Source organism: Actinomycetospora sp. (assembly GCF_055612215.1).
This window is the reverse complement of the sequence record NZ_JBVPVA010001117.1, coordinates 1-7,416: the sequence shown is the minus strand read 5'-3', so window position 1 is coordinate 7,416 and position 7,416 is coordinate 1. Positions and strand designations below refer to the sequence as shown.

At 74.0% G+C, this 7,416-nt stretch carries 11 protein-coding genes; 6 read left to right on the top strand and 5 right to left on the bottom strand.

Annotated elements, in window-relative coordinates:
* Positions 1-388: 388 nt before the first annotated feature.
* Positions 389-1,171 carry a putative hydro-lyase gene (locus tag AC0CYZ_RS30065; RefSeq protein ID WP_472221778.1) on the bottom strand — a complete coding sequence of 261 codons (783 nt, stop codon included), beginning with the start codon at positions 1,169-1,171 and terminating at the stop codon, positions 389-391.
* Positions 1,172-1,391: 220 nt separating this feature from the next.
* Here AC0CYZ_RS30065 and AC0CYZ_RS30060 point away from each other — a divergent pair, with 220 nt between their 5' ends.
* From AC0CYZ_RS30060 to AC0CYZ_RS30045, 4 genes are all read left to right on the top strand, one after another.
* Positions 1,392-1,619, top strand: coding sequence for a hypothetical protein (locus AC0CYZ_RS30060; protein ID WP_472221776.1), 228 nt, complete (start codon positions 1,392-1,394; stop codon positions 1,617-1,619).
* 43 nt (positions 1,620-1,662) lie between these two features.
* Positions 1,663-1,974 carry a hypothetical protein gene (locus AC0CYZ_RS30055; protein WP_472221775.1) on the top strand — a complete coding sequence of 104 codons (312 nt, stop codon included), beginning with the start codon at positions 1,663-1,665 and terminating at the stop codon, positions 1,972-1,974.
* A gap of 323 nt (positions 1,975-2,297) precedes the next feature.
* Entirely contained in the window at positions 2,298-3,116 is an 819-nt protein-coding gene (locus tag AC0CYZ_RS30050; RefSeq protein ID WP_472221774.1) for a GAF domain-containing protein, read from the top strand.
* A complete protein-coding gene (locus AC0CYZ_RS30045; protein WP_472221773.1) occupies positions 3,113-3,847 on the top strand; it encodes a GAF and ANTAR domain-containing protein in 735 nt (244 codons plus the stop codon). The genes AC0CYZ_RS30050 and AC0CYZ_RS30045 overlap by 4 nt, the downstream gene beginning before the upstream one ends.
* On the opposite strand, the gene mtnA is transcribed toward AC0CYZ_RS30045, so the two are convergent.
* The 3 genes from mtnA to AC0CYZ_RS30030 all read right to left on the bottom strand — a co-directional run bounded on the left by mtnA (position 3,844) and on the right by AC0CYZ_RS30030 (position 6,180).
* Positions 3,844-4,875: an S-methyl-5-thioribose-1-phosphate isomerase gene (mtnA, locus tag AC0CYZ_RS30040; RefSeq protein WP_472221772.1), complete on the bottom strand. Its 1,032-nt coding sequence runs from the start codon at positions 4,873-4,875 to the stop codon at positions 3,844-3,846. The two genes, AC0CYZ_RS30045 and mtnA, sit on opposite strands and share 4 nt — an antisense overlap.
* Before the next feature lie 91 nt (positions 4,876-4,966).
* The gene (gene purU / locus AC0CYZ_RS30035; protein ID WP_472221771.1) at positions 4,967-5,830 is read right to left on the bottom strand and encodes a formyltetrahydrofolate deformylase; all 864 of its coding nucleotides are present in this window, start codon (positions 5,828-5,830) and stop codon (positions 4,967-4,969) included.
* 47 nt (positions 5,831-5,877) lie between these two features.
* The gene (locus AC0CYZ_RS30030; protein WP_472221770.1) at positions 5,878-6,180 is read right to left on the bottom strand and encodes a hypothetical protein; all 303 of its coding nucleotides are present in this window, start codon (positions 6,178-6,180) and stop codon (positions 5,878-5,880) included.
* 439 nt (positions 6,181-6,619) lie between these two features.
* Here AC0CYZ_RS30030 and AC0CYZ_RS30025 point away from each other — a divergent pair, with 439 nt between their 5' ends.
* Positions 6,620-6,820, top strand: a complete 201-nt coding sequence (locus tag AC0CYZ_RS30025; protein WP_472221769.1) for a hypothetical protein — start codon at positions 6,620-6,622, stop codon at positions 6,818-6,820.
* Between the two features lie 147 nt (positions 6,821-6,967).
* Entirely contained in the window at positions 6,968-7,174 is a 207-nt protein-coding gene (locus AC0CYZ_RS30020; protein WP_472221768.1) for a hypothetical protein, read from the top strand.
* A gap of 67 nt (positions 7,175-7,241) precedes the next feature.
* On the opposite strand, the gene AC0CYZ_RS30015 is transcribed toward AC0CYZ_RS30020, so the two are convergent.
* Entirely contained in the window at positions 7,242-7,415 is a 174-nt protein-coding gene (locus AC0CYZ_RS30015) for a CsbD family protein (protein WP_472221777.1), read from the bottom strand.
* Position 7,416 lies beyond the last annotated feature (1 nt).

Below are 7,416 nucleotides of genomic sequence, written 5' to 3'. Positions count from 1 at the left end.
GAGGAGGCCGGCCCGCACGCGCGAAATCGTCAGCAGGCGCGCGACATCGCGGCAGGAGCACGCGGGCACCTACGGTGGGCGCGCCAAGGCGGCCGCCACTCAGGGCAGCCCTGCTGATCAGGAGCGCGTGAGCGAGACGGCGAGCGACGGGTGGACGGGCCGCCGGCATGTAGCAGCGGCGTGTAGCAACGGTCCCGATCGCGGGTCAGACGGGGCAGTGCCAGGCAGCGAGAAGGCCCAGCTCAGAGACAACCCTGAACCATGGCAGCGCCCCGAGAGGAGCCTACGGATCAGAAGGTTAGGGGTTCGAATCCCTTCGGGCGCGCACGAGGACGAGCAGGTCAGAGGGGTCGCCGGGTACCGGCGGCCCCTTCGCTGTGTCCGGGCCTCAGGGCATGACGAGGTCGGTGTCCCGCGCGTCGGTGACGGCCATGTGCCCGGGGGCGTGGCAGATCGCCAGGGGCGGCCGGCTGGCCATGACGGCCGCCTGCGGGGTGACGCCACAGGCCCAGAACACCGGCACCTCGCCGTCGAGGACGTCCACGGGGTCGCCGAAGTCGGGACGGTCGAGGTCGGTGATGCCGAGGGCGGCCGGGTCCCCGACGTGCACCGGCGCGCCGTGGACCGCGGGGTAGCGCGCGGTGACGCGGACGGCGGTGGCGACGAGCTCCGGCGCCACGGGCCGCATCGAGACGACGAGGGGCCCGCCGAGGGAGCCGGCCCGGCGGCAGGCGACGGTCGTCCGGTACATGGGCACGTTGCGCCGCTGCTCGATGTGGCGGATCGGCACGCCCGCGGCGAGGAGCGCGTCCTCGAAGGTGAACGAGCACCCGATCAGGAACGCGACGAGGTCGTCCCGCCACTCGGCGCGGACGTCGCCGACGTCGCCCGCGGCCTCGCCGTCGACGTAGACGCGGTAGGCGGGCAGGTCGGTGCGCAGGTCCCCGTCGAACAGGGGCGTGGCCGTCGCGCCGGGCTCGGTCACGTCGAGGACCGGGCACGCCTTGGGGTTGCGCTGGGAGAAGAGGAGCACGTCGTAGGCGACGTCCCGGGGGACCGCGATGAGGTTCGCCTGCGTCCGACCGGTGCACCAGCCGGCGGTGGGGGTGCGCAGGCCGTCGCGGAACAGCGCGCGGGCCTCGGCGGGCGTGGCTCGACCGGGGTCGGGGATCACGGCGCCTCCTACGATCGGGCCGATTGTTCAACGATCCTCACGTTGTACGACCGCTCGCGTCAAGGGTTCCGGTGCCTTCGAGCGATCACGGTCGGTCGGAACCTGATCACGGCTGGACGTCGCGATCCCCATGCGCAAAGCTGGCCGTCGTCGACCTGGACCCCGTCGGCCCCGGCTCTCGAGAACGGCGGGAGCGGCTTCGGACGGTGGGGTTGACATGGCTGGCAGGAATCCGCACGAGCAGCAGACGAGCCGGGACGTCCACCGGGCCCAGAGCCTGGTGTCCCGGGTCCGGGGTCTGTCCACGGACGAGAGCGCACGGGCGTTGCGCCACCGGGCCTCGCAGGCCGGCATCTCCCTCCACGCGGCGGCACTCGCGGTCCTCTCCGCCTCGCCGACGGACGACCTGCTGCTGGGTCGGTCCGCGACCCGCGACCGGTCGTGACCACCCCCTTCGAGGACCGCCACCCAGCAGTGAGGGATGTCCGATGACGACCACGCCCACGTCCGCCACCAGCACGAACTCGCCGCGCTCGATCGACCTCGCGCGCGTCTGCGTGGCCGCCCGTGCGGTCCTCGACGCGATGCCCGACCTCGTCGCGGAGGGACTCACCGACCGGGGGGTGGAGCAGCTCACGCGACTCGCGCAGCCCCTCGTCGACCTCCCCACGCTGCGGGGGCTGCCCCTCGCCACCATCCGGGAGCACGCGGAGGCGGTGTACGGCACGCTCACGGAGCTGGCCGGGGACCGGTCCCTCACCCTCGCCGCGTGGTTCGACGACGGACTGGGCATGGCCTGAACGGGCCGGAGCGCAGCCCCGGACCGACCCGCCCGGTGCCCCCGCGTACGGGACGCCGGCCCGGTCCCGGGTGTCGGGTCCCGTCGTCGTCGGCGCCCGGTCCGGCGGCGTCCGGGCGAGTGACGGGCCGTGTAGCGTCGACATCACCCTCGGTCGGCCGGACGTGGTCGGGAGGGCACGGAGACTCGACCCGGACCTCGTCGGGCGCGGCACACGATTCGTCGTGGATCGCCGAGCGCGACGGCAGGACCGGGAGGTCGGGGCGATGTGGATCGAGGCTGGGCGTCGCACGCCGTCCCGGGCCCGCCCGACGGGCGCGCGGCGTGGTTGACCAGGTCGGCCTCAGCCGGGCACTGAGCGATGCGCTGTCCGCGGACTCCGCGGATGCGGCGCTCGCGGTCTGCCGCGCCGCCGTGACCTGGCTGCCGATGACCGGGGCCTCGATCACGGTGATGGACGGCGCCCAGGGCCAGGAGTCGGTGTGCGCGACCGGCCCCGGCGCGGCGCGCATCGACGAGCTGCAGTTCAGCCTCGGCGAGGGCCCGTGCGTGCAGGCGTTCACGACGGGTCGCGCGGTCCTCGTCGCCGACATCGCGGCCGTGGACGAGGGACGGTGGCCGATGTTCGCCGCCGCGGCGGCCGAGACCGGCGCGCGGGGGATGTACGTGTTCCCGCTCCAGGCGGGCGCGAGCCGGCTCGGGGTGCTCGACTGTTACCGCGACCGGCCGGGACCGCTGGACGACCGGGAGCTGGCCGGTGCCCTACTCGCCGCGGACGCGGCGATGTGGGCGCTGCTCGACCACCTCGACTCGCGGGTCGCCCCGACCGTTCCGAGGCGATCGAACGGGTACGACGGGTCCGCCCTGGCGCACGCCGAGGTGCACCAGGCGACCGGCATGCTCATGGCGCAGGCCGCCACCACGGCCCCCGCGGCCCTCGCGGCCCTGCGGGCGGCCGCGTTCCTCGAGGACCGCGGGATCGCCGAGATCGCGGCCGACGTCGTGACCCGTCGGCGACGGCTCGAGCCCGACGGATCGTGGCGGACCGTCGTCGACGATCCCGCCGGGAGCAGCCGCCCGCCGCCGCGACCCACCCGCGAGCACGGAGACGACGACGAGCGCGAGGGCCAGGAGCACTCATGAACACACCAGTGGTTCGAGAAGCGGCGCTGGTCGAGGCCTTCGTCAGACTGGCCGACACCCTCGTCGACGACTACGACGTCATCGAGCTCTTCCACGGGCTCTGCGCCGACTGCGTCACGCTGCTGCGGGCCGACGCGGCCGGGCTGCTCCTGACCGACCAGCGCGAGAGCCTGCAGGTCGTCTCGGCCTCCAGCGAGCAGGCCCACTTGATCGAGCTGTTCCAGATCCAGTCCCAGCAGGGCCCCTGCCTGGACTGCTTCCGCACCAGCCAGGTCGTCCGGGTCGACGACCTGTCGGTCGAGTCCCGCTGGCCGCGGTTCAGCGCCCGGGCGCGCGAGCACGGGTTCGGCGCGGTGCACGCCCTGCCGATGCGGTTGCGGGGGCAGACGATCGGCGCTCTCAACCTGTTCCACCGCGAGCCGCTCGTCATGAGCGAGGCCGACCTCAACGTCGGCCAGGCGCTGGCGGACGTGGCTACCATCGCCATCCTGTCCGACCGCAACACCCGCGAGCGGGAGCTCCTCACCGAGCAGTTGCAGGCCGCCCTGACCAGCCGGGTCGTGATCGAGCAGGCCAAGGGCGTCCTGGCCGAGCGCGGGGGCATCGGTCTCGACGAGGCCTTCACCCGGCTGCGCGAGCACGCCCGCCGGACGAACCAGCGGCTCTCCGAACTGGCGCGCGGCGTCGTGATCGGGACCTACGACACCGCGGCCCTGCTGCGGCCCCGCTAGCCGACCCGGCTCGCCGGGGGCCGCGCCGCGGCGACGTCGGCGGGTGACCAGACGCGGTGCTCGGTGACGATCGCGCTGACCAGCTCGGCGGGTGTGACGTCGAAGGCCGGGTTGAACACCGGCGTGCCCGGCAGCGTCGTCGACACCCCACCGAACCCGGTCACCTCGTCGGCGGCGCGTTCCTCCACGACGATCCCGGCGCCGGCCGGGGTGTGCGGGTCGACCGTCTCCTCGGGGGCGACGACGAGGAACGGCACGCCGGAGCGCGCCGCCGCGCAGGCGAGCATGTAGGTGCCGATCTTGTTCGCGACGTCGCCGTTCGCGGCGATCCGGTCGGCCCCGACGACGACGGCGTCCACCAGCCCCGTCGCGAGGGCCGCGGGACCGGCGGAGTCGACGCAGAGCCGGTGCGGGGCGCCGGCCCGGGCCAGCTCCCAGACGGTCAGCCGGGCGCCCTGCAGCAGCGGGCGGGTCTCGCACGCGAGCACCTCGGCCAGCGCGCCCCGTTCGTGCAGCCGCAGCGCCGCGCCGAGGGCGCTCCCGCCCTCCCCGCAGGCGAGGTCGCCGGTGTTGCAGAGCGTGAGCAGGCGCACCGGGCGGCCGGGACACCCGGCCTCGAGCAGGTCGGCGGCCCGCGACGTGGCGGCCGCGTTCACCCGGGCGGCGTCCGCGGCGACGGCGCGGGCGTCGGCGAGGACCGCCGGCGCGCCGTCGTCGAGACGGGCGAGCGCGCGGTGGGCCCCGAGGGCCAGCGGCACCGCCGTCGGGCGGGCCCGCGCGATGCGCTCGGCCTCGGCGCGCACCCTCGCCGGGTCGTCGGCGTGCCGGTGCGCGGCGAGCGCGACCCCGAAGGCCCCCGCGACGCCGAGGCTGGGCGCGCCGCGCACGGCGAGGCTGCGGATCGCGTCGACGACGGCGTCCACCGTCGTGAGCTGCAGGTACTCGGTCCGGTGGGGCAGGGCGCGCTGGTCGAGCAGCACCACCGCCGGGCCCCCGTCGGCGCCGTCCGACCAGTCCACGATGCGCACGCCCTCGATCCTGCCCCAACGAGGTGCCTCCGGCTCGTGAGCACTTTTCCGTCCTATGACACGGGAAAGTGCTCACGAGCGCGGAGCGCACCTAGAAGACGATCGTCGTGCTCCCGTCGCGCATGACCCGGTCCTCGCAGTGGGCGCGCACAGCGCGGGACAGCACCGCGCGCTCGACGTCCGCCCCGAGCCGGGTGATGTCGGCGGTCGAGTGCCGGTGGTTCACCCGGATCACGTCCTGCTCGATGATCGGGCCCTCGTCGAGGTCCTCGGTGACGTAGTGCGCGGTGGCGCCGACGATCTTGACCCCGCGCTCCTTGGCCCGCCGGTAGGGCACCGCCCCGACGAAGGCCGGCAGGAACGAGTGGTGGATGTTGATCATCGGGACGCCCACCGCGGCCAGCAGGTCGCCCGAGACGATCTGCATGTAGCGGGCGAGCACCACCAGGTCGACCCCGCGCAGGAGCTCCGCCTGCCGGGCCTCGGCCTCAGGCTTCGTCTCCGGAGTGACGGGCACGTGCACGAACGGGACGCCGAACTGCTCGACCGCGGGCGCGAGATCCGGGTGGTTGGAGACGACGACCTCGACCGACACGTCGAGCTCGCCGCGCTGCGTGCGCCAGAGCAGGTCGAGCAGGCAGTGGTCGATCTTCGAGACCATGATCCCGATGCGCTTGGGGACGCCCGCGTCGGCGACGCTGAAGTCCATCCCGAAGCCCCGGGCGACGTCGGAACCGAACGCGGTCCGCAGGCGGTCGAGGCCGCCGTGCGCCAGCGCGAACTCGGTGCGCTGGAAGTAGGTGCCGCCGCTGCGGGCCGTCGCGTGCTGATCCAGCGAGAGGATGTTCGCCCCGGACGCGGACAGGAAGGACGCGACCGCGGCGACGATGCCCTGGCGGTCGGGACAGCGCACGAGCAGCCGGCCGATGGTGTCGGCGGGCGGGGAGCCGGTCACGGGCCGCAGGGTACTGACGCCGGACCGGTGTGCGTCGCAGCCGCGCGTCAGGACCGGACGGCGACCCGGCCGGTGGCGAGCCGCAGCGGGGTGAGGGCGTCGTTGCGGCGACGGACGATCGCGGTGGCGAGGTCCCGGGCGCGGGCGTCGACGTCCGCGTCGCGTTCCCCGGCGAGCGTGGCGGCCGCCTCGGCGACCTGGAGCGCGACCCGGGCGAGCTCGTCGAGCAGGTCGGCCGACCAGTCGAAGCGGTCCACGTCCGCGGGGCAGGCGACCCGGGCGCGACCGAGCCGGTCCAACGCCTCACGGGCGCTGCGGACGAGATCCCGCAGCGTGTCGCCGTCGTCCACGTCGCTCCTCGTCCCGAGAACCTCGCGCCTCGACTCCCCGGGAGGATGCCCGGAGCCGGCGCGTTCACACGTGGTGGGGACCACGGGAGCGGACGTGTCGGTGAACGGCCGGACGCGGTCGCCGCGGACACCGGTGCCCGACGGGCATCACCCGTTCGGGGGGAGTAGCGACGAGCGCGTCGTCGCGGAAGGAGAGGAGCCCGGCCGGCGGGGGGACACCGACCGGGCTGGTGTCGACCACGGGGGGCATGATCGACGGGCCGATGCTTCCGCTCCGTGGTGTGTGACGTCAAGGAAAACTCGGACACCTCCCGCTGTGCCGTCGATCTCCCCGTCGGGCGCGATCGTGCGACGATGGCCGGCAGCGGACCGACCGGGAAGAGGGGGAAGGTCGATGCGGATCCGGCTCCGGAACGGCCCCTGTCGTGGGGAGCACGACGTGCGGATCGCCGAGAGCGCGTCGCCGCCCGAGGAGTACCTCGTGCTCGTCGAGAAGGGCCCGCGCATGCCGGTCGACGGGCTGAACGGGGGCTCGATCCCCGGGATCAACATCTACGCCGTGCACCGCCTCGACCGCCGGGACCCGGACGGCACTCCCGTCTACGGCTTCGCCGGCGAGCGCTACCAGCGCGGGTACTGAGCGGGCCGGACCCCAGGGGTCCCGCTGATCGCCCGGAGGCCCCCGCCCGTCGAGCGCCCTGCGGTGTTCACCCCGCGGGAGGACGTAGCGCCGCCGTTGCGGGGTACTGCTGCCGGGAAAGCCGCACCCGATCCGCAGGAGGTCGCCATGGGACTCATCGACGCGAAGCTGGACAAGGAGTACGAGGAGAAGCCGATCGGGGACCTGGCCGACGCGCCGGTCTCCGCGCTGCAGGGCGTGAGCGACGACGACGCCAAGCACCTCAAGGAGGCGTTCAACATCACGACGGTGCGCGACCTCGGGACGAACAAGTACTTCCTGTGGGCGCAGGCCATCGCGCGGCTCGCCGACTGAGCCGAGGACACACGACGGGGGCCCGGCCGCATCGGCCGGGCCCCCGTCGTGTGCGCGGGTGGGCCGATCAGCCCTTGAAGGCGTCCTTGATCTTCTCGCCCGCCTGCTTGACGTTGCCCTTGACCTGGTCGCCCTTGCCCTCGGCCTTGAGCTCGTCGTCGTCCTGCACCTTGCCGACGGTCTCCTTCGCCTTGCCCTTGAGCTCGTCGGCCTTGTTGTCGATCTTGTCTCCGGTAGCCATG